The organism is Pseudomonas avellanae BPIC 631 (assembly GCF_000444135.1).
Lineage (GTDB): Bacteria > Pseudomonadota > Gammaproteobacteria > Pseudomonadales > Pseudomonadaceae > Aquipseudomonas > Aquipseudomonas avellanae.
On the sequence record NZ_ATDK01000238.1, the window covers coordinates 1 to 19,083 of the forward strand.

Sequence of the window (19,083 nt, forward strand, 5' to 3'; positions counted from 1 at the left end):
ACGCTCTGCGTCACAGATCTCCGCCGCGCCGCACATTCAAGATCGGACGCGGAGCGTCCAGAACTGCATGCGACGCGGAGCGCCGCACGATAGTCAGGGTTATCGTTCCGCACTGGGTTCAACTCGCCGCCGCTATCAACCCGCGCCGCTCCAATGCTGCTTGCGCCCCTTCCGGGCTCATCCGCACCAGGTTCACCGGGATGGATTTCGCCGCAGGGGTATTGCTGCGGCTGTCGCGGTTGGCCAGGGGCAGCAGGCCGTTGGTTTCCGGGTAGTACGCCGCGCAGCAGCCTTGCGGCACATCATAGGCGATGACTTTGAAGCCCGGCGCGCGGCGTGGGGTGGTCAGGTCCAGTGCGGTCTGGAATTCGATGTAATCTCCGGCCTTGAGCCCCAGGCGTTCGATGTCCTGCGGATTGAGCATCACCACCATGCGGTCGCCAAAAATATCCCGATAACGGTCATCGTTGGAATACACCGTGGTGTTGAACTGGTCATGGCTGCGAATCGTCATCAACTGCAGATGCTCAGCGCCCGGTGGCGTGTCGTCTTCGTCGTAGATCCCTTCGGTAAAGAGGAAGTTGGCTTTGCCGGACTCGGTGTCCCACTTACGCTCGCTCGCAGCGTTGGGCAGGCGGAAACCGCCGGGCTCGAGGATGCGCCGATTGAAGTCGTAAAACTGCTCGGGCAACACTTCTTCGATCTTGTCGCGAATCCGCGCGTAGTCGTTCACGTAGCTGTCCCAGTCCACCCTGGGGTTGGGCGCAAGCGTCGCTTTGGCGATACCGGCGATGATGGCGACTTCGGAAATCAGATGTTTTGACGCGGGCTCCAGCATGCCGGTCGAGCCGTGCACCATCGACATCGAGTCTTCGACCGTGATGGTTTGCGCCACGCCGTTCTGCAGGTCCCGTTCCGAGCGCGCCACGCACGGCAGCAAAAAGGCTTTCTGGCCGTGCACCGTGGCGCTGCGGTTGAGTTTGGTGTTGACCAGCACGGTGATTTTCAAGCGGCTGACGGTCGGGCAAATTGCGTCGATGTCCGGAATGGCGCGAAAGAAATTGCCGCCCATGGAAATGAACGCCTCCACCTCGCCACGCAGCAAGGCTTCGCAGGTCTCAGCCACCGCGTGGCCTTTTCTTCTCGACGCCTCGAAACCGAACACCTTGCTCATGCTGGCCAGAAACGGCTCACCGGCTTTTTCATAGATGCCCATCGTCCGGTCGCCCTGCACATTGGAATGCCCGCGCACCGGACAGGCCCCGGCACCAAGCTTGCCGATGTTGCCGCGTAACAGCAGCAGGTTGATGATCTGCTGCACGGCATCGCCGCCGCGCTTGTGCTGAGTGACGCCCATGCCCCAGCAGCAGATGACCCGCTCCGAACGCCTGTAGACCGCCGCCACATCTTCAATGGCCTGGCGCGTCAGGCCCGAATGGCTTTCGATGAGTTCCCAAGGCAACTGCCGGCAATAATCAGCGTATTGCTCAAAACCGTGGGTGTGCTCTTCGATGAACGCCACATCAAGAACGCGCGGCAGATGTTCGCGCCGGGCCACATCATCCGCCTCGATGACCGCTTTGCAGACCCCTTGCAGGGCGATCAGGTCGCCGCCGATCCTGACCTGATGATACTGCGAGCTGATCTCCACGCCATGCAGGCTGAGCATGTCGCGCGGGTCCTGCGGTGAAGCAAAGCGTACCAGCGCCTTCTCGCGCAGCGGGTTGAACGAGATGATGCTGGCACCGCGACGGGCGGCGGCGTGCAGCTCGGACATCATGCGCGGGCTGTTGCTTCCGGGGTTCTGGCCGATGATGAAAATCGCGTCGGCGTTCTCGAAGTCTTCCAGCGTCGTGGTGCCCTTGCCCACCCCGATCGACTCCGGCAGCGCCACAGTGGTGGTCTCATGGCACATGTTCGAACAATCAGGGAAATTGGCCATGCCATACAGGCGGCCAAACAGTTGATACAGAAACGCCGCTTCGTTCGACGTGCGCCCGGAGGTGTACAGTTCCAGCTTCCAGGGGTCGCTCAGATGACGCAGCTCTTCGCCGATCTCGGCGAACGCCTCATCCCATGTGACCGGCAGGTATTTGTCGCTGGTTGCGTCATAGCGCATCGGCTCGGCAATACGGCCCTGTTTTTCCAGATCGTGATCGCTCCAGATGGCCAGCTCACTGACCGTATGCCGGGCGAAAAACTCAGCCGTCACGCGCTTTTTGGTCGACTCCCAGGCCAGTGCCTTCGCACCGTTCTCACAGTACTCAAACGTGTGCGGCTTCTTTGGGTCCGGCCATGAACAGCTGGGGCAATCGAAACCGCCGGGTTTGTTCATGGACAGCAGCGTGCGGTTGCCCTTGATCAGCACATGCTGATGCAGAAGGTGTTTGTTGACCGCATTCAGCGCGGGCCAGCCGCCTGCCGGGGAACCGTCGGTTTGTGAGCCTTGAAGGGGGGCGTTGGAGTCAGACATTGCTTATGTTTCCCTGGTAAAGCCCGTCACAGGCTTAGTGCGCGTGTAAGTGAGATACGCGGGCCCAAGGAGAATTCGCCCGGATCGACGAGCGTTGCCGACCGAGCCGGTCGGCAGGAGGTTCAGTCAGCCGGCAGGCTGTTCAGAAAAAGCTCAGCCCTACCTGAAACAGCCGCTCTACATCGCGAATGCACTTTTTATCCACAAGAAACATGATCACGTGGTCGCCGGATTCGATCAGGGTGACGTCGTGAGCGATGAGGACCTGTTCGTCGCGGATGATCGCGCCAATCGCCGTACCGGTCGGCAGGTTGATGTCCTTGATGGCGCGACCGACCACCTTGCTGGATTTCGAGTCGCCGTGCGCAACGATCTCGATGGCCTCGGCTGCGCCCCGCCGCAGGGAATGCACGCTGACGATATCGCCCCGTCTTACGTGGGCCAGCAATGTGCCGATGGTTGCCAGTTGCGGGCTGACCGCGACGTCAATCTCGCCGCCTTGGACCAGATCAACGTAGGCCGGGTTGTTGATCAGCGTCATCACCTTGCGTGCGCCCAGCCGTTTGGCCAGCAGCGACGACATGATGTTGGCTTCGTCGTCGTTGGTCAGCGCCAGAAACAGGTCGGTGTTGCCGATGTTTTCTTCCAGCAGCAGGTCGCGGTCCGATGAACTGCCCTGCAGCACCACGGTACTGTCGAGGTTCTCCGACAGGTAACGGCAGCGTGCCGGGTTCACTTCGATGATCTTGACCTGATAACGGCTTTCAATGGCTTCAGCCAGACGCTCGCCGATGTTGCCGCCGCCGGCGATGACGATGCGTTTGTAGTTCTCGTCCAGACGCCTCAGCTCGCCCATTACCGCACGGATGTCAGCCCTGGCGGCGATGAAAAACACCTCGTCGTCTGCTTCGATGACCGTATCGCCTTGGGGAAGGATCGCCCGGTCGCGCCGGTAGATCGCTGCGATACGGGTATCGACATTGGGCATGTGCGCGCGCAGCTGGCGCAGTTGCTGACCAACCAACGCCCCGCCGTAATAGGCTTTGACCGCGACCAGCTGCGCCTTGCCTTCGGCGAAATCAATCACCTGGAGCGCGCCGGGGTACTCGATCAGGCGCTTGATGTAATTGGTGACCACTTGTTCCGGGCTGATCAGCACATCGACCGGAATTGCGTTCTTGTCGAACAGACCCGCGCGGGTCAGGTACGCCGCTTCACGGATACGCGCGATCTTGGTCGGCGTGTGAAACAGCGTGTGGGCAACCTGGCAGGCGATCATGTTGGCTTCATCGCTGCTGGTCACGGCGACCAGCATATCGGCGTCGTCGGCACCCGCTTGGCGCAGCACCGCCGGATACGAGCCTTTGCCCTGTACGGTGCGGATGTCCAGGCGATCACCCAGATCGCGCAACCGGTCGCTGTCGGTGTCGACCACGGTGATGTCGTTGGCTTCGCCCGCCAGATGCTCGGCCAGTGTGCCGCCCACCTGACCGGCGCCCAGAATGATGATTTTCAACTGCTTACTCCCGCGCCGCCGCGATCTTGATCCGCGATCTTGATCAGTTTGGCGTAGTAGAAACCGTCGTGGCCACCTTGTTGGGCCAGCAACTGACGACCATGCGTTTGCTTGATGCCGGGCGGTGGCTGCCCGGCCTGCCCGGCGATATCCAGTTCTCTGGCCCCGGAGGTGCGGGCCAGAAACGCCTCGATGACGTCGGTGTTTTCAGTCGGCAATGTCGAGCAGGTCGCGTACACCAGCATGCCGCCCACTTGCAGCGTAGGCCACAACGCGTCGAGCAGTTCGCCCTGCAAGGTAGCGAGCGCGGCGATGTCGTCCAGTTGGCGGGTCAGTTTGATGTCCGGGTGGCGACGGATCACGCCGGTGGCCGAGCATGGGGCGTCGAGCAGGATGCGCTGGAACGGCTTGCCGTCCCACCATTGCGCGGTGTCACGGGCGTCGGCGGCGATCAGTTCGGCCTCCAGGCCCAGCCGCTCAAGGTTTTCACGCACGCGCACCAGACGCTTGGCTTCGAGGTCAACCGCCACCACGCCGCTCAGTTGCGGCTGCACCTCCAGCAAATGGCAGGTCTTGCCGCCCGGCGCGCAGCAGGCGTCGAGCACGCGTTGGCCGGGGGCCAGTTCCAGCAGGTCGGCGGCCAGTTGCGCGGCTTCGTCCTGAACGCTGATCCAGCCTTCGGCAAAACCGGGCAGCGAGCGCACATCGCACGGCTCGGCCAGCACGATACCGTCCTGACTGAACGTGCACGCGCTCGCTTCCAGCCCGGCAATCTTGAGCAGTTCAAGGTATTGATCGCGACTGTGGTGACGGCGGTTGACCCGCAAAATCATCGGCGGGTGCGCGTTGTTGGCTGCGCAGATGGCTTCCCACTGCTCCGGCCATGCCGCTTTCAGGGCTTTTTGCAGCCAGCGCGGGTGGGCGGTGCGCACCACCGGGTCGTGCTCCAGTTCGATCAGCAGCGCTTCGCCGTCTCGTTGTGCGTTACGTAGCACTGCGTTGAGCAAGCCTTTGGCCCACGTTTTTTTCAGCTTGTCGGCGCAGCCAACAGTTTCACCAATGGCCGCATGCGCAGGGATGCGGCTGTAAAACAGCTGATAAAGACCCACCAGCAGCAACGCTTCGACGTCGGCATCGGCGGCCTTGAAGGGCTTTTGTAACAGTTTGGCGGCCAGTGCTGACAGGCGCGGCTGCCAGCGCGCCGTCCCGAAGGCCAGATCCTGGGTCAGGCCGCGATCACGCAATTCGACCTTGTCCAGTTGCGTAGGCAGCGAGCTGTTCAGCGACGCCTTGCCGCTGAGCACGGCAGCCAAGGCCTTGGCGGCAGCCAGACGCGGGTTCATTGGCCCAGTACCATGCCGATGGCGAATTTCTCGCGGCGGCTGTTGAACAGGTCAGTGAAATTCAACGGCTTGCCGCCCGGCAGTTGCAAGCGAGTCAGGCGCAGGGCGTTCTGGCCGCAGGCGACGATCAGGCCGTCCTTGCTGGCGCTGAGAATGGTCCCCGGTGTGCCCTGCCCTTCTGCCAGATCAGCCGCCAGCACTTTCAAGGCTTCTTCGTTCAGCGTGCTGTGGCAGATCGGCCACGGATTGAAGGCACGCACCAGGCGCTCCAGCTCATCGGCCGGACGTGTCCAGTCGATGCGCGCCTCATCCTTGTTCAATTTGTGCGCGTAATTGGCCAGGCTGTCGTCCTGAACCTCGCCGATCAGCGAACCCTCCGCCAAGCCAGCAATGGCTTGCAACACAGCAGGCGGACCGAGCTCGGCCAGACGATCGTGCAACGTGCCGCCGGTGTCCTGCGCGGTAATCGGCGTGACGGCCTTGAGCAGCATCGGTCCGGTGTCCAGACCTGCTTCCATGCGCATCACGGTCACACCGCTCTCGGCATCACCGGCCTGCACTGCACGTTGAATCGGCGCAGCACCGCGCCAGCGCGGCAGCAGCGAGGCGTGACTGTTGATGCAACCCAGACGCGGAATATCCAGCACCACTTGCGGCAGGATCAGGCCGTAAGCGACGACAACCATCAAATCAGGCTTGAGCGCGGCCAGTTCGGCCTGCGCCTCAGGGGCGCGCAGCGTGGGTGGCTGCATGACCGGGATGTCATGTTGCAGCGCCAGTTGCTTGACCGGGCTGGGCATCAGTTTTTGCCCACGGCCAGCCGGGCGATCAGGCTGGGTGTACACGGCAACGATCTGGTGAGGGCTGTCGAGCAGGGCCTTGAGGTGTTCGGCGGCAAATTCCGGGGTGCCGGCGAAGACGATGCGCAGTGGCTCGGTCATAAGCTTCTCGTTCTGGAAAAACAAAAAGGCCTTGTGCAGGCCTTTTGGAGGGACGACGGATCAGGCATTCAGCTTGTGCTGTTTTTCGAGCTTTTTCTTGATCCGGTCACGCTTGAGGTTGGAGAGGTAATCGACGAACAGCTTGCCGTTCAGGTGATCACACTCATGCTGGATGCAGATGGCCAGCAGGCCTTCGGCAACCAGTTCGTAAGGCTTGCCGTCGCGGTCCAGCGCCTTGACGCGGACTTTTTGCGGGCGGTCGACGTTCTCGTAGAAACCCGGCACCGACAGGCAGCCTTCCTGATACTGATCCATTTCATCGGTCAGTTTTTCGATTTCTGGGTTGATGAAGACCATCGGCTCGCTGCGGTCTTCGCTCAGGTCCATGACCACCACGCGCTTGTGGACGTTGACCTGCGTGGCAGCCAGGCCGATGCCGGGCGCTTCGTACATGGTTTCAAACATGTCGTCGACCAACTGGCGAATGCCTTCGTCTACCATCGCTACAGGTTTGGCGAGGGTGCGCAGGCGCGAATCGGGAAATTCGAGGATGTTTAGAATGGCCATATACGTAAGAGCTGCACTGTTAAGGTAAAGTCAGTGTCGGGTGCCGGGCTCGGGAGTTCAAGGCTGGCAGCCCAGGACAGGACTCTAGGGTTCGCGTGAGGCAACATGATAAAGGGATTCACCGCATGAGGAAATCACTACTCGCCCTGCTGCTGTTGACCGCCAGCGGTCTTGCCCAGGCGCAAGTGCAACTCAGGGAAGGCTATCCGCAGAGCTACACCGTTGTTGCCGGAGACACACTCTGGGACATTTCCGGCAAGTTTTTGCGTGAACCGTGGAAGTGGCGCGAGATCTGGCGGGCCAATCCGCAGGTCCACGACCCTGATCTTATCTACCCCGGTGACACCCTGGCACTGACCTGGGTGGACGGGCAGCCACGTGTGACGCTCAATCGTGGCGAGTCGCGCGGCACCATCAAATTGTCACCGCGTGTGCGCAGCACACCGATGGTTCAGGCCATTCCAAGTATCCCGCTGGGTGCGATCAACGCCTTTTTGATCAGCAACCGGATCGTCGACAATGCCGAGCAGTTCGACAAGGCGCCCTATATCGTTGCCGGCAATGCCGAGCGGGTGCTCAGCGGCAGTGGCGACAGGGCCTATGCCCGCGGCAAACTGGACCCGGCGCACACCGTCTATGGCATCTTCCGCCAGGGCAAGATCTACACCGATGCGCAGACCAAGGAAGTGCTGGGTATCAACGCCGATGACATCGGCAGTGCTGAAGTGGTTGCCACCGAGGGCGATGTCTCGACCCTGAGCCTGCAGCGTTCCACGCAGGAAGTGCGTCTGGGCGACCGGCTGTTCGCCAGCGAAGAACGCTCGATCAACTCGACCTTTCTGCCCAGCGCTCCGCAGACCCCCATAGAAGGTTTGATTCTGGATGTGCCGCGCGGTGTAACCCAGGTCGCCGTCATGGATGTGGTCACCCTCAACAAAGGCAAACGTGACGGTCTGACCGAAGGCAACGTGCTGGCGATCTATAAAACCAGCGAAACGGTACGCGACCGAATCACCGGCGAACAGGTAAAAATCCCCGACGAACGGGCTGGCCTGCTGATGGTTTTCCGCACTTACGACAAGCTTAGTTACGCCTTGGTCCTGCAAGCGAATCGATCTTTGGCCATTATGGACAAGGTTCGAAATCCGTAGCGCCCTGTCTCGGTTCTGATACGGATTTGTGTTACCCGCCAGTCACTTATCAAATTGTTGTCAACAGAGTTATCCACAGGTTTGCGCACCGCTCCGGGTGCGCAATGGATCAGGGACGATCTCATGCCACTGTTCGAAAAAGAACGCTCCTCGCCTGCCGAACTGGAAGCGCGTCTGCGTGTGCATCGCTTGCCCGAGGTGGGGCCGAAACGCTTTTCCAGGCTGATGGAAGCCTTCGGCTCTGCCTCTTCGGCACTCAGTGCACCGGCCAGCGCATGGCGTGCGCTGGGCCTGCCCGGTACTTGCGCAGAGGCTCGGCGTGACCCTTTGGTGCGTGATGGCGCCAGTGCTGCGCTGGCCTGGCTAGAGCGTCCGGGCCAGCATTTACTGATGTGGGACGACCCTTGCTACCCCGCGCTGCTGGCGCAGATCGCCGATCCGCCGCCGCTGATCTTCATCGCCGGCGACCCTTCCATTCTTGAGCGCCCGCAGTTGGGAATGGTCGGTAGCCGTCGCGCCTCCAGGCCCGGGCTGGACACCGCCAAGGCATTTGCACGCAGCCTGGCCGGTGCCGGTTTTGTGATTTGCACGCAGCCTGGCCGGTGCCGGTTTTGTGATCACCAGTGGTCTGGCGCGGGGCATCGACGGCGCTGCGCATCAGGGCGCATTGGATGTCGGTGGGCTTACAATCGGCGTGCTCGGCACCGGGCTTGAAAAACTTTATCCACAGCAGCATCGCGCTCTCGCCGCACAGATGGCAGCACAGGGCGGCGCGGTGATTTCCGAGTTCCCGCTGGACGCCGGACCGCAGCCCAGCAACTTCCCGCGGCGCAACCGGATCATCAGCGGCCTGTCGCTCGGCGTGCTGGTGGTCGAGGCCAGCGTTGCCAGCGGCTCGTTGATTACCGCACGCCTGGCCGCCGAGCAAGGGCGAGAGGTGTATGCGATACCCGGCTCTATCCACCATCCGGGCGCCAAAGGGTGTCACCAGTTGATAAGGGACGGCGCGACGCTGGTCGAGACCGTCGACCACATTCTGGAAGGCTTGCAGCACTGGAAGCGCATTGCACCCGGCGCCGACTCTTCAAATACCGAACCTGCCCCCTGCGACCATCCACTATTGGCCTTGCTGCACGCCGCGCCGCACACCAGCGAGGGGCTGTCGGTCTCCAGCGGCTGGCCATTGCCGAAAGTATTGGCTGGCCTGACCGAGCTGGAACTGGACGGACGCATAAGCTGTGAAGCAGGACGATGTTTCGCCAGCGCGCCCTGAGGTTAAACTGCCGCCAGGATTTATCGGAGAAACAGACAATGGTCAGCAGTTGGCGTGTGCAACAAGCCGCTCAGAATATTCGAGCCGGTGCGGTGATTGCCTACCCGACCGAAGCAGTCTGGGGGCTGGGGTGCGATCCATGGGATGAAGAGGCGGTCTATCGCCTGCTGGCGATCAAATCGCGGCCGGTGGAAAAAGGCCTGATCCTGATTGCGGACAACATTCGCCAGTTCGACTTTCTGTTCGAGGACTTCCCCGAGTTGTGGCTCGACCGCATGGCCAGCACCTGGCCGGGGCCCAATACCTGGCTGGTGCCGCACCAAAACCTGTTGCCCGAGTGGATCACCGGCATTCACGAAACCGTGGCACTGCGTGTCACCGATCACCCGACCGTACGCGAACTGTGCGCGCTGGTCGGCCCGCTGATCTCCACATCGGCCAACCCGGCAGGTCGCCCGGCCGCGCGTTCACGACTGCGGGTTGAACAGTACTTCCGTGGTCAGATCGACGGCGTGCTCGGCGGCAGCCTGGGCGGCCGCCGAAACCCCAGCGTGATACGTGATATCGCCACCGGGCAGGTGATGCGCGCCGGCTGACGCTCGCTCAGGCTTAGGGAATCAGAATGGTCGAGCCGGTGGTGCGCCGCGCCGAGAGCTCGATCTGCGCCTGGGCGGCGTCCTTGAGGGCGTACTGCTGAATGCCATCGACCTTGAGCTTGCCGCTGGCGAGCATGTCGAACAGCTCATCGGCCATCGTTTGCAGGTTTTGCGCGTTGTTGGCGTAGCTGCCCAATGTCGGGCGGGTGACATACACCGAACCCTTCTGCGCCAGAATGCCCAGGTTCACGCCTGACACCGGCCCCGATGCATTGCCGAAACTCACCACCAGCCCACGCGGTGCCACGCTGTCGAGCGAGGTCAGCCAGGTGTCCTGCCCCACGCCGTCGTAGACCACCGGGCATTTCTTGCCATCGGTCAGCTCCAGCACACGCTTGGCGACGTCTTCATGGCTGTAGTCGATGGTTTCCCAGGCGCCGAGTGCCTTGGCGTGCGCGGCTTTCTCCGGCGAACTGACCGTACCGATCAGCTTGGCACCCAGTGCCTTGGCCCATTGGCAGGCCAGCGAGCCGACACCGCCTGCGGCGGCATGAAACAGAATGATCTCGCCCGGCTTCACCTGATAGGTCTGGCGCAGCAGGTATTGCACGGTCAGGCCCTTGAGCATCAGCGCCGCGGCCTGCTCGAAACTGACCGAGTCCGCCAGCTTGACCAGATTCGCCTCAGGCAGCACATGCACCTCGCTGTACGCGCCCAACGGCCCGGTGCCATAGGCAACCCGGTCGCCCACCTTGAAGCGCGTCACCTCAGCGCCCACCGCCTCGACCACACCCGCCCCTTCGGCGCCGAGACCGGATGGCAAGGACGGCGCGGGATACAACCCGCTGCGGTAATAGGTATCGATGAAATTCAGGCCGATAGCCTTGTTGCGCACAACCACCGCCTGCGGCCCCGGAGCCTCTGGCTCGAAATCGACATATTCAAGAACCTCGGGTCCTCCGACAGTGCTGAACTGGATACGCTTTGCCATGTGCTCTCTCCGTGATGGTGACCCAATATCTTATGCGTCAGACAAACAAAAGTAGCACGCTGCGCTGCCGTTAAAACGAAAGCACGGCGTGGCGTTCAGCTTTGGGAGCTTTGAGAAAGGACAGACAGGAAGTCTTCGATCAGCGCATCACCCTTTGCGCTTTTTGATTCCAGGCTCACCATCGATGGAAAGCCCTCACAGGCCAGGAAAAAGGCTTCGCCTTTTATCTGCACGTCCCAGACACGCACATCCACAGCGTCGGACTTCGAAGTAACGGTGCCTCCCAGCCGGCCGAGGATAATCTCGGCATATCGGGGAAACCCCTCCCAATCGACTTCCGCTGAAAGATTGAGGCATGAGTTGCCTGAGGCCATTTCTTCGACTGCCAAGGCCTCGATCTTATAAAGGTCCTCCAACTCGGGTTCTCCTCGTTCAAGTCTGGACTGTCGGCTCACAGAGCAGGCTTTCAGATAATTCGAAATGCCAAAGCCCCCATCGAACGCCTTCGCCCGACCTTCGTCAACTGCCAGTACGCTCTGCCGATGGTATGCTACGCGCCAGTTTGCCTGCGCCTCTTGTGCTTAGGGGCTCAGCCGTTTGACGTCAACCGTAAGGGATCTTCATGAGTACCCGTACCGAGGCCGTAAAAGCCTACCTGCTCGACCTGCAAGACCGTATCTGCACCGCGCTCGAGCAGGAAGATGGCAACGCACACTTCGTGGAAGATGCCTGGACACGTCCGGCGGGCGGCGGTGGTCGCACGCGGGTGGTCGAGAATGGCGCGGTCATCGAGAAAGGCGGCGTCAACTTTTCCCATGTGTTCGGCAGCAAACTGCCGCCGTCAGCCAGTGCGCATCGGCCTGAGCTGGCCGGGCGTGGTTTCGAGGCGCTGGGCGTGTCGCTGGTGATCCATCCGCACAGCCCGCATGTGCCGACGTCTCACGCCAACGTGCGGTTTTTCATCGCTGAAAAAGAAGGCGAAGAGCCGGTGTGGTGGTTCGGCGGTGGTTTCGACCTGACGCCTTACTATGGCGTTGAAGAAGACTGCGTGCACTGGCACCGGGTCGCAGAACGGGCGTGCGCGCCCTTCGGCGATGATGTTTACCCGCGCTACAAGGCGTGGTGCGACAGCTACTTCCACCTCAAGCACCGCGACGAGCCGCGCGGCATCGGCGGTCTGTTTTTCGATGACGTGAACCAGTGGGATTTCGACACCAGCTTCGCGTTCATTCGCGCCATCGGCGATGCATTCATCAATGCCTACCTGCCGATCGTGCGCCGTCGCAAGGCTGCGGCCTATACCGTGCAGCAGCGCGAGTTTCAGGAATTCCGCCGTGGGCGCTACGTCGAGTTCAACCTGGTGTACGACCGCGGCACGCTGTTTGGTCTGCAATCGGGTGGTCGTACCGAGTCGATCCTCATGTCGCTGCCGCCGCAAGTGCGCTGGGGCTATGACTGGAAAGCTGCGCCGGGCAGCGAAGAGGCGCGCCTGACTGATTACTTCCTGACTGATCGCGACTGGCTGGCGGATAACTGATGGACCAGTATGTCGTCTTCGGTAACCCCATTGGTCACAGCAAGTCGCCGCTGATTCATCGCCTGTTCGCCGAGCAAACCGGGCAGGCGCTGGATTACCAGACCGCGCTGGCACCGCTGGATGATTTCACGGCGTTTGCCCAGGCGTTTTTCCAGACCGGCCGTGGTGCCAACGTGACGGTGCCGTTCAAGGAGGAGGCGTTTCGCCTGGCCGACAGTCTGACCGAGCGCGGGCAGCGTGCGGGGGCCGTCAACACCCTGAGCAAGCTCGATGACGGGACGCTGCTGGGTGACAACACCGACGGTGCCGGGCTGGTGCGCGACCTGACGGTCAATTGCGCACGCAGCCTGCGCGGTCAACGCGTGTTGTTGCTGGGCGCGGGTGGTGCGGTGCGTGGCGCGCTGGAACCGCTGCTTGCTGAACAGCCCGCCGTACTGGTGATCGCCAATCGAACCGTCGAAAAAGCCGAACGGCTGGCTCAGGAATTTGCCGATCTCGGCCCTGTGTTTGCCAGCAGCTTCGACTGGCTTGAAGAACCGGTGGATTTGATCATCAACGCTACCTCCGCCAGCCTGGCCGGGGAGTTGCCGCCTATTTCCCCGAGCCTGATCCAGCGCGGTGCGACCTTTTGCTACGACATGATGTACAGCAAAGAACCCACCGCCTTCTGCCGCTGGGCCACTGAACAGGGTGCGGCGCAGTCGGTTGATGGCTTGGGGATGCTGGTCGAGCAGGCGGCAGAAGCCTTCCTGCTATGGCGCGGCGTGCGCCCGGATTCGGCTCCGGTACTGGCTGAGTTGCGCAGGTTGCTGGCGGCGGGTTGACTGAGAGACTATCGTGCCAATGCTCCGCGTTGTACACAAGTCCGCTTTTGATTCTGGCCGAAGGCCGTGGGAGCGAACTTGTTCGCGAATGGGCCGGAACATCCGCTAAAGATGTACCACCCGAAATAAAGCTTTCGCGAACAAGTTCGCTCCCACGCCCTCCGGGCAGAAGCCAAATCTACGGGCTTATCGGGACCTTTGTAAAACGCAGAGCGTCGCGACGATGAGTTACAACTCAATCCTCAAACACAATCGGGCACCGCTCCGGCCCTTCCAGCTTGTGCAATTCCTCGATCACCTGGGGCCTTGCATTGCGCAGAACCAGCACTCGCCCCTGCTGAGCCAGGCGCCTTGCTTCCTGATGAAGCATTTCCACGCCTGAGTAATCGATGAAGTTGATCTGCTGCGCATCGATCACCACACGCGGCCCTTCGGTGCGTTGCAGGCGGGTTTGCAGGTAATGGCTGGCACCGAAAAAGATCGATCCACCGACCCGCAACACATCCTCATCACCCTCGCGCCATTGCTGCACGCGGGGCTGTGAGGTGCGTTTGAGGTAGAAAAACAGCGAAGCCAGCACACCGGCATAAATCGCAGTTTGTAGCTCCAGCAACAGCGTGGCCAGGCAGGTCAGCGCCATCACGAAAAACTCGGCGCGGCTGACGCGGAACAGTGCGCGAATGCCACGACGGTCCACCAGCCCCCAGCAGATCAGCAGGATCGAGGCCGCCATGGCCGGGATCGGAATGTGCGAAATCAACGCAGCGCCGGCGACCGCGAACAGTGCCACCCACAGCGCCGAAAACACCCCGGCCAACGGCGAACGGGCACCCGCCTCATAACTCAGCGCTGCACGGGTGAACGAGCCCGCTGACAGGTAGCCGGAAAACAGCGAGCCGACCATGTTCGACAGCCCTTGCGCACGGACTTCCTGATTGGCGTTGAGCATCTGTTGCGAGCGTGCCGACAGAGAGCGGGCAATCGACAGGCTGTTGACCAGCCCGAGCATGCCCACCGCCACTGCCGTCGGCAGCAGCTTGAGGATCAGCTCAAGGTCCAGCGGCAGCTGGCTGAAAGGCGGCAAATGCCCGACGAAGGCGCTAACCACTCGCACATGCCCGAACATCGCTGGCCAGAGCCAGACCAGCAGGCTGCTCGATACCAGCGCGATCAGCAGCGTCGGCCAGCGCGGCACCCATGACTTGAGGCCGATGCCCAGCGCAAGGGTCAACAGGCCCAGCATCAACGAAGGCCTATCGAGTTCGCCGCGGTGTTCAAGCACGGCGCTCAGGCTTTTGAGTGCGGTGGTCTGGCTTGGCAGATCGATCCCCAGCAAATTGGGCATCTGCCCGAGCGCAATAACGACGGCTGCGCCCAGTGTGAAACCGAGCACCACCGAGTGCGAAACGAAATTCACCAGCGCGCCGAAGCGCATCATCCCCAGCAAGAGCTGGAATACACCGGCAATAAAGGTCAGTAGCAGGATCAACATGATGTAATCCTGACTGGCCGGCACGGCGAGCGGACTGACACTGGCATACAGCACGATGGAAATAGCCGCCGTCGGCCCGCAGATCAAGTGCCAGGACGAGCCCCACAGGCAGGCGATAAGAACCGGAACAATGGCGGCGTACAGACCGTACTCGGGAGGCAGCCCGGCGATCAGCGCGTAAGCGATTGATTGCGGCAGCGCCAGAATCGCACCGCTCAAACCCACCAGCGCATCCCGGCCCACACTGGCGCGGCTCTGCTGTGGCAGCCAGGCCAGAAACGGCAGGAATTTATGGCGATTGAGCCAGCGCATCGGTCCCTCGGGTGAATTGAACGTAGAGGACGCAGAGCGTCCAGAACTATCACAAGTATCGTGGGAGCGAGCTTGCTCGCGAAAAGGCCGGTACAGCCCCCATCACTAGGGTGTTTGGACCAACGTCTTCGTGAGCAAGCTCACTCCCACAGAGATCTGTATTCCGGCTGACGCTTCGGTTTCAGCCCCACTTTCCGGGCTTATCAGGACTTATGTGACGATGAGCACCCCGCGTGGGGATGCCGCTCATGACGCTCCGCGTCACAGATCCGAGGCGCACTGCGTTTTAGGGTCGTACACTTACAACCCCGCCTTCACCAACGCCAGTCCATCCTTGCCATCAATCGTCTTCACGCCCTCAAGCCACTTGTCCAGTACCGCAGGGTTGGCCTTTATCCAGGCTTTGGCGGCTGCGCTATTGCTGACCTTCTTGTTGGTCACCTCGGCCATGATGCTGTTTTCCATGTCCAGAGTGAAGCTCAGGTTGGTCAGCAGCTTGCCGACATTCGGGCAGGCTTGCGCATAACCCTTGCGCGTCAGGGTAAAGACCGAACCGGTGTCGCCAAAGTATTTCTCGCCGCCCTTGAGGTAGTGCATGCCTTTGATTTGCACGTTCATCGGGTGCGGTGTCCAGCCGAGGAAGACTACAAATGCCTTCTTCTTCACATTGCGATTGACCTCGGCGAGCATGGCTTGCTCACTGGACTCCACCAGTTTCCACTGGCCCAGATCAAACTCGTTCTTCTTGATGATCTCCTGCAACGACAGGTTGGCCGGTGCGCCGGAGCCGATGCCGTAGATCTTCTTGTCGAATTTTTCAGCGAATTTGCTCAGGTCGGCAAAATCATGCACGCCGGCGTCCCAGACGTAGTCCGGCACGGCCAACGTGAACTCGGTGCCTTCAAGGTTCCTGGCCAGCTGCGTCACGTCGCCGGTGGCCACAAACTTGTCGTAAAAGCCCTGCTGCGCCGGCATCCAGTTACCCAGAAACACATCCAGCTTGCCATCCTTCAAACCGCCATAGGCAATCGGCACGGCCAGGGTGTCGACCTTGGCCTTGTAGCCCAGCCCTTCAAGCACCACGCCGGTAATGGCGTTGGTCGCCCCAATGTCACTCCAGCCCGGATCGGCCATCTTCACGGTGCTGCAACTAGCGTCCTCTGCCTGCGCGGCAAAGCTGCCAAACGTCATGACCGCGACCGCAACGGTTGTGGATAACTTTTTCATCGATGTACCCCTTTTGATTTTTTTGGTGTGGGCAGGGTCAAGGTTGCGGATAACGTGCCTTGCGCTCCAGATCGTCAAGATCAATATGGTTGCGCATGTACTGCTGACTGGCGTCGACCAGTGGCTGGTGATCCCAACTCTTCAGCTTGCCGGTTGCCAGCGATTTGGCGACAAAGCGCCTTCTGCGCTGGCTGGCGAGCACCTGTTGGTGTATCGCCGGGATGTCCCACTTGGCCCGAGCTTCGGCCAGAAAGTCATTGAACAGCTTTTCATGGGCTGGCGACTGGCTCAGGTCTTTAAGCTCTTTAGGGTCTTTCTGCACATCGAACAACAGGCACGGGTCCTGTTCCGAATAGATGAACTTGTACGCGCCGCGACGGATCATCATCAGCGGGCTGGTCGTGCCTTCGGCCATGTATTCGCCAAACACCTCATCGTGCCCGCCCTTGCGTTTCAGGTGCGGCATCAGCGAGCGCCCGTCCAGCGGCAAACCGGCGTCCAGTGTGCCCTTGGCCATTTCGACAAAGGTCGGCAATAGGTCGGCCGTTGACACCGACGCACTGACCCGCCCCGGCTTGAACTGCCCCGGCGCGTACACCACCAGCGGCACGCGGGCGGCCATTTCGAACCAGTGCATTTTGTACCAGAGGCCCTTCTCGCCGAGCATGTCGCCATGATCGCCGGAGAACACCACGATGGTGTCGTCCGCCAGCCCGACTTCATCCAGCGTCTGCATCAGCTTGCCGACGTTCAGGTCGATGTAGCTGCACGCGCCGAAGTAGGCGCGGCGCGCATCACGAATTTTATGGGTCGGCATCGGCTTGTCCCACAGGTCATAGACCTTGAGCAGCCGTTGTGAGTGCGGGTCCAGCGCGGCCTGATTGGCGTGCGGCGTTGGCATCGGGATTTCGTCGTCGCTGTACAGGTCCCAGAACGGACGCGGAATGGTGTACGGGTCGTGAGGGTGAGTCATGGAAACGGTCAGGCAGAACGGCGCATCACCGTCCTGACGCACATGGTCATAAAGATACTGCTGAGCCTTGAACAGCACCTCTTCATCGAAATCCAGCTGATTGGTGCGCACGCACGGGCCGGCCTGCAACACCGATGACATGTTGTGATACCAACTCGGGCGCACGTCCGGCTCGTCCCAATTGACCGACCAGCCGTAGTCGGCCGGGTAGATGTCACTGGTCAGGCGCTCTTCGTAACCGTGCAACTGATCCGGCCCGCAGAAATGCATCTTGCCCGACAGCGCGGTCTTGTAGCCCAGCGCACGCAGGTAGTGGGCGTAGGTCGGAACGTCTGCCGGGAAGTCAGCCGCGTTGTCGTACGCGCCGATCCTGCTCGGCAGTTGACCGCTCACCAGAGTAAAGCGCGAGGGCGCACACAGCGGGCTGTTGCAATACGCCGAGTCGAACACCACGCCGTCGGCAGCAAGGCGGCTCAGGTTGGGCATCAGGATGGGAGACGGGGCGTAGAACGGCAACATTGGCGCGGCCATTTGATCGGCCATGATGAACAGAATATTTTTGCGCTTCATGTAATCGCTGCATCCCATTGTGAAAATTTATGCGAAAGTGCTGGGCATTAGGATGAAGTCCTCGTGTTTGATGGTAAAGCCCATGCGTAGCAATACCTAGGATAAGCACCGCTTATGTTTGAAGCTTTTGGCGACATGTCCCTCGACCTGCTGCGTGCTTTTGAAGTCGCGGCCCGCCTGCGCAGCTTTACTGCAGCGGCCATCGAACTGGGCACTACTCAGCCTGCCGTCAGCCAGCGGATCAAGCGCCTTGAAGAACAACTGGCCACCCGCCTGTTTGACCGCATCTATCGCGGCATCGAGCTCACCGAAGCCGGTGAAATACTGTTCAGCCATGTGCAGGCGGGCTTGCAGTCCATCGACAGCGGGCTGATCGCTATCACCGAACAGCATCAACACGAAGTGCTTCAAGTCGCCACCGACTTTGCCTTTGCCGCCTACTGGCTGATGCCACGCCTGCACCGCTTCCACAAGGTCAACCCCGACGTGGACGTCAGCCTGGTGACCAGCGAGCGTACCCACAGCATGCTGCGCGCCGATATCGACGTCGCCGTGCTGTTTGGTGACGGGCGCTTCAAACAGGGCGAAAGCCGCTGGCTGTTCAGTGAAGAAGTCTTCCCGGTGTGCAGCCCGCTGCTGATTGCCAACCGCCAGACACCACTGCCCAACGACGCCCTGCGAGACTTCCCGCTGCTGCACCTGCGTGGCGACAGCATCAACAACTGGTTCGACTGGGCTGGCGTATTCCGCGCCCTCGACATCCCCCAGGCCCCTGCCCCCGGCCAGTTGCGCTTCGACAACTACACCTTGCTCATCCAGGCCGCCATAGGCGGACAAGGCATCGCCATCGGCTGGAGACACCTGGTCGACGACCTCCTCGACCAAGGCCTGCTCTGCCGCCCCATCGCCGGCGCAGCCATTTCCGGACACGGCTATTACGTGGTTTTACCCCAGCGCAAACGGCGGGTGCAGATTGTTCAGCAGTTCATGGACTGGCTGGCGAGTGAACAGGCGTTGAGCGGGGTTTTGCTGGCGGGCAGGCCGTTGCCTTCGATTGCGGTTTGAAGGGGGGATGTGTTCGGTGTTCAAGGCTGAATTAAATATAAGCCCGAAGCGGCTATTGGTTAGAGCGGAAATTTCCTACAAGGTTTTCGGACGTAATTAGGTTTACTTTTGCTCTTGTATAGCATTACTTAGGGATCCTCCGATCAACTCACCGCGCCGTGGCCGATAGCCGGACTTTTCCTAAAATAAGCCGCTATTTGTTGAAAAATCGATCGATTAATCGCGCATGTGC

At 60.9% G+C, this 19,083-nt stretch carries 15 protein-coding genes and 1 pseudogene; 6 read left to right on the forward strand and 10 right to left on the reverse strand.

Going from position 1 to position 19,083, the window contains the following annotated elements:
- Positions 1-118 precede the first annotated feature (118 nt).
- From DW49_RS0112370 to def, 5 genes are all read right to left on the reverse strand, one after another.
- A complete protein-coding gene (locus DW49_RS0112370; RefSeq protein ID WP_005613499.1) occupies positions 119-2,473 on the reverse strand; it encodes an FdhF/YdeP family oxidoreductase in 2,355 nt (784 codons plus the stop codon).
- 142 nt (positions 2,474-2,615) lie between these two features.
- Complete coding sequence (gene trkA / locus DW49_RS0112375) at positions 2,616-3,989, reverse strand: Trk system potassium transporter TrkA (RefSeq protein ID WP_005613498.1); 1,374 nt, start codon at positions 3,987-3,989, stop codon at positions 2,616-2,618.
- The gene (gene rsmB, locus DW49_RS0112380) at positions 3,986-5,332 is read right to left on the reverse strand and encodes a 16S rRNA (cytosine(967)-C(5))-methyltransferase RsmB (protein WP_005613497.1); all 1,347 of its coding nucleotides are present in this window, start codon (positions 5,330-5,332) and stop codon (positions 3,986-3,988) included. Before rsmB ends, trkA begins: the two co-directional genes overlap by 4 nt.
- Positions 5,329-6,273 carry a methionyl-tRNA formyltransferase gene (gene fmt, locus DW49_RS0112385; protein WP_005613495.1) on the reverse strand — a complete coding sequence of 315 codons (945 nt, stop codon included), beginning with the start codon at positions 6,271-6,273 and terminating at the stop codon, positions 5,329-5,331. Before fmt ends, rsmB begins: the two co-directional genes overlap by 4 nt.
- Before the next feature lie 60 nt (positions 6,274-6,333).
- Positions 6,334-6,840: a peptide deformylase gene (gene def, locus DW49_RS0112390; RefSeq protein ID WP_003379458.1), complete on the reverse strand. Its 507-nt coding sequence runs from the start codon at positions 6,838-6,840 to the stop codon at positions 6,334-6,336.
- 125 nt (positions 6,841-6,965) lie between these two features.
- Here def and DW49_RS0112395 point away from each other — a divergent pair, with 125 nt between their 5' ends.
- The 3 genes and pseudogenes from DW49_RS0112395 (at position 6,966) to tsaC (ending at position 9,860) form a co-directional block, all read left to right on the forward strand.
- Positions 6,966-7,991 carry a LysM peptidoglycan-binding domain-containing protein gene (locus DW49_RS0112395; RefSeq protein WP_003379457.1) on the forward strand — a complete coding sequence of 342 codons (1,026 nt, stop codon included), beginning with the start codon at positions 6,966-6,968 and terminating at the stop codon, positions 7,989-7,991.
- Between the two features lie 123 nt (positions 7,992-8,114).
- Positions 8,115-9,264, forward strand: a pseudogene (gene dprA, locus DW49_RS01000000128300) (DNA-processing protein DprA).
- 38 nt (positions 9,265-9,302) lie between these two features.
- The gene (gene tsaC / locus DW49_RS0112405; RefSeq protein WP_003379455.1) at positions 9,303-9,860 is read left to right on the forward strand and encodes an L-threonylcarbamoyladenylate synthase type 1 TsaC; all 558 of its coding nucleotides are present in this window, start codon (positions 9,303-9,305) and stop codon (positions 9,858-9,860) included.
- Positions 9,861-9,873: 13 nt separating this feature from the next.
- On the opposite strand, the gene DW49_RS0112410 is transcribed toward tsaC, so the two are convergent.
- Together DW49_RS0112410 and DW49_RS0112415 are read right to left on the reverse strand one after the other, a co-directional pair.
- Positions 9,874-10,851: an NADPH:quinone reductase gene (locus DW49_RS0112410; protein ID WP_005613492.1), complete on the reverse strand. Its 978-nt coding sequence runs from the start codon at positions 10,849-10,851 to the stop codon at positions 9,874-9,876.
- Positions 10,852-10,946: 95 nt separating this feature from the next.
- Positions 10,947-11,267 carry a DUF3630 family protein gene (locus DW49_RS0112415; protein WP_005613490.1) on the reverse strand — a complete coding sequence of 107 codons (321 nt, stop codon included), beginning with the start codon at positions 11,265-11,267 and terminating at the stop codon, positions 10,947-10,949.
- 206 nt (positions 11,268-11,473) lie between these two features.
- On the opposite strand from DW49_RS0112415, the gene hemF reads away from it, so the two are divergent.
- Both hemF and aroE read left to right on the forward strand, forming a co-directional pair.
- Positions 11,474-12,388 carry an oxygen-dependent coproporphyrinogen oxidase gene (gene hemF, locus DW49_RS0112420; protein ID WP_024419901.1) on the forward strand — a complete coding sequence of 305 codons (915 nt, stop codon included), beginning with the start codon at positions 11,474-11,476 and terminating at the stop codon, positions 12,386-12,388.
- Positions 12,388-13,212, forward strand: a complete 825-nt coding sequence (gene aroE / locus DW49_RS0112425) for a shikimate dehydrogenase (protein ID WP_005613486.1) — start codon at positions 12,388-12,390, stop codon at positions 13,210-13,212. The genes hemF and aroE overlap by 1 nt, the downstream gene beginning before the upstream one ends.
- Before the next feature lie 235 nt (positions 13,213-13,447).
- Here aroE and DW49_RS0112430 read toward each other — a convergent pair whose 3' ends face one another.
- From DW49_RS0112430 to betC, 3 genes are all read right to left on the reverse strand, one after another.
- A complete protein-coding gene (locus tag DW49_RS0112430) occupies positions 13,448-15,016 on the reverse strand; it encodes a SulP family inorganic anion transporter (RefSeq protein ID WP_005613485.1) in 1,569 nt (522 codons plus the stop codon).
- A 300-nt stretch (positions 15,017-15,316) separates the two neighbouring features.
- Positions 15,317-16,243 (reverse strand): choline ABC transporter substrate-binding protein, encoded by a 927-nt coding sequence (locus DW49_RS0112435; RefSeq protein ID WP_005613483.1) that lies wholly within the window; start codon positions 16,241-16,243, stop codon positions 15,317-15,319.
- 37 nt (positions 16,244-16,280) lie between these two features.
- Positions 16,281-17,786: a choline-sulfatase gene (gene betC / locus DW49_RS0112440; RefSeq protein ID WP_005613481.1), complete on the reverse strand. Its 1,506-nt coding sequence runs from the start codon at positions 17,784-17,786 to the stop codon at positions 16,281-16,283.
- A gap of 114 nt (positions 17,787-17,900) precedes the next feature.
- Between betC and DW49_RS0112445 the strand changes: the two genes are divergently transcribed.
- The gene (locus tag DW49_RS0112445; protein WP_005613479.1) at positions 17,901-18,851 is read left to right on the forward strand and encodes a choline sulfate utilization transcriptional regulator; all 951 of its coding nucleotides are present in this window, start codon (positions 17,901-17,903) and stop codon (positions 18,849-18,851) included.
- The last annotated feature ends 232 nt before the right edge of the window (positions 18,852-19,083 follow it).